The 2,666-nt window shown below is 70.6% G+C and carries 1 protein-coding gene; it reads right to left on the bottom strand.

Going from position 1 to position 2,666, the window contains the following annotated elements; translation table 11 throughout:
• The coding region (locus tag ACIQU6_RS44315; RefSeq protein ID WP_403488353.1) for a type I polyketide synthase at window positions 1-2,666 on the bottom strand (2,666 nt) is incomplete at both ends.

The following is a 2,666-nucleotide window of genomic DNA, read 5'->3' as shown; positions in this document are numbered from 1 at the left end:
AGTCGAGCGGCTCGGCGTCGGCGGGCGGCCAGACCGTGGCGTCGAAGCCGGGGTCCGCCGGGGCAGCGTCGGCCGTCAGGATGCCGGCGGCGTGCTGGGTCCAGGAGACGTCGGCCGCGTTCTCCGGCCGGGAGTGGACGGTGAGGGTACGGCGACCGGTGGCGTCGGCGACGCCGACCCGCACCTGGGTCCGTAGCGCGCCACGCTCCGGCAGGACGAGCGGTGCGGCCAGCGTCAGTTCCTCGACGCGATCGCAACCGGCCTCGTCGCCCGCGCGGAACGCCAGCTCCAGCAGCGCGGTGCCGGGCAGCAGTGTCCGGCCCATGACGGCGTGGTCGGCCAGCCACGGATGCGATTGGAGCGACAGTCGGCCGGTGAACAACACCCCTTCCGCTTCGGCGAGTTCGACCGAACCGTCGAGGAGCGGGTGCTCGGCGGCGGTGAGGCCGACGGCCTTGGCGTTCGCCGTGCTCAGGGTGCCGGTGGGCCAGTAGGTGGCGTGCTGGAAGGCGTAGGTCGGCAGATCGACACGGACTGCGCCGGTGCCGGCGAAGAGCGTCGACCAGTCGATGCGGAGTCCCGCGGCGTGCAGGTGGGCGACGGCGGTGAGGACGGAGGCCTCCTCGTCCCGGTCCTTGCGCAGGACCGGGACGGTGACCGCGTCGCCGGTCAACGACTCCTGGGACATGGCGGACAACACGCCGTCCGGACCCAGTTCCAGGAACACGGTGACGCCTTCGCGCTCCATCGTGGCAACGCCGTCGGCGAAGCGCACCGCTTCCCGGACGTGCCGGACCCAGTACTCCGCCGTGCACAACTCGTCGGCCGAGGCCAGTCCGCCGGTCAGGTTCGACACGACGGGGAGGGTCGGAGCAGCGTAGGACAGCTCCTCGGCAACAGCCCGGAAGTCATCGAGCATCGGGTCCATCAGCGGAGAGTGGAACGCGTGCGAGACGCGCAGCCGGGTTGTCTTGCGCCCGGTTTCGGCCAGCCGTTCCGCCAGCGCATTCGCCGCGTGCTCGGTGCCGGAGATGACCACGGAGGTGGGCCCGTTGACGGCGGCGATAGAGAGCCCGTCGGACAGGTGCGGGACGACCTCGCCCTCGGCGGCCTGGACCGCGACCATCGCACCACCGGACGGCAACGCCTGCATCAACGACGCACGCGCCGCCACCAGTCGGCAAGCGTCCCGCAAGGTGAACACCCCGGCGACGTGCGCCGCGGCGATCTCACCGATGGAGTGACCGGCCACGAAGTCCGGCCGCACACCCCAACTCTCCACCAGCCGATACAACGCCACCTCGACGGCGAAGAGAGCCGGCTGCGCCCAACCCGTCTCGTTCAACGCGTCGGCGTCTCCGCCCCACATCACCTCACGCATACCGAACGAGGGGGACGAACCGGGAAGTTCCTCGTCCAACAGCTCGATCACCGAGTCCAGTGCCTGGGCGAACACCGGGAACCGGCCGTACAGCTCACGCCCCATCCCCAGGCGCTGTGAACCCTGCCCCGAGAACAGCACCGCATGACGTCCCGGACGCCGCTGGTCGACGATGGCGGCGGGGTCTTCGCCACCGTTGGCGATGACCTCCAACGCCCGTACCACATCGGCGTGTTCGACTGCGAGGACCACCGCCCGATGGTCGAACGCCGAACGGGTCGTGGCCAGTGAGTGGCCGAGGTCGAGCGGGCGCAGGTCGGGGCGTTCCACCAGCCAGGACAGCAGGCGTGCGGCCTGACCACGCAGGGCTTCGGAGGTCACGCCGGCCAACGGGACGGGAACAACGACGGGTTCGGGGCCAGCCGGCTCCTCGGTCAGGCCCCGACTGCCCTCCGGCTGTTCCAGGATGACGTGGGCGTTGGTACCGCTGATACCGAACGAGGAGACACCGGCCCGCCGGGCCCTGCCCGTCTCCGGCCAGGTCGTCTGCTCGGTGAGCAACTCGACGGCACCCGCGTCCCAGTCGACGTGCGACGACGGCGCATCGACGTGCAGGGTCTGCGGCAAGACACCGTGCCGCATCGCCAACACCATCTTGATCACACCGGCAACACCCGCCGCGGCCTGCGCGTGCCCGATGTTGGACTTGAGCGAACCGAGCCACAGGGGCTGGTTCTCCGGGCGCCGCTGACCGTAGGTGGCAATGAGTGCCTGGGCCTCGATGGGGTCGCCGAGCGTGGTACCGGTGCCGTGCGCCTCGACCACGTCCACATCACCCGTGGACAGGCCGCCACTCGCCAACGCCTGGCGAATCACGCGCTGTTGGGACGGTCCGTTGGGAGCCGTCAGGCCGTTGGACGCACCGTCCTGGTTGACCGCCGAACCACGCACCACGGCCAGGATCTGATGGCCGTTGCGCACGGCATCCGACTGGCGCTCCAGCACCAGCATGCCCACACCTTCGGACCACCCCACACCATCAGCGGCCTCGGCGAACGCCTTGGAACGGCCGTCCGCAGCCAACCCCCGCTGACGGGAGAACTCCACGAAGGTGCTGGGGGTGGACATCACGGTCACGCCGCCGGCCAAGGCCAACGAGCATTCCCCGGCGCGCAGGGCCTGAGCCGCCCAGTGCAGGGCGACCAGGGACGAGGAGCAGGCGGTGTCCACGGTGACGGCCGGGCCCTCGAAGCCGAAGGTGTACGAGACACGGCCGGAGGCCACA

Source organism: Streptomyces sp. NPDC090442 (assembly GCF_044769405.1).
GTDB lineage: Bacteria > Actinomycetota > Actinomycetes > Streptomycetales > Streptomycetaceae > Streptomyces.
The sequence above is the reverse complement of the archived record's forward strand: the minus strand, read 5'-3'. Positions and strand labels throughout refer to the sequence as shown.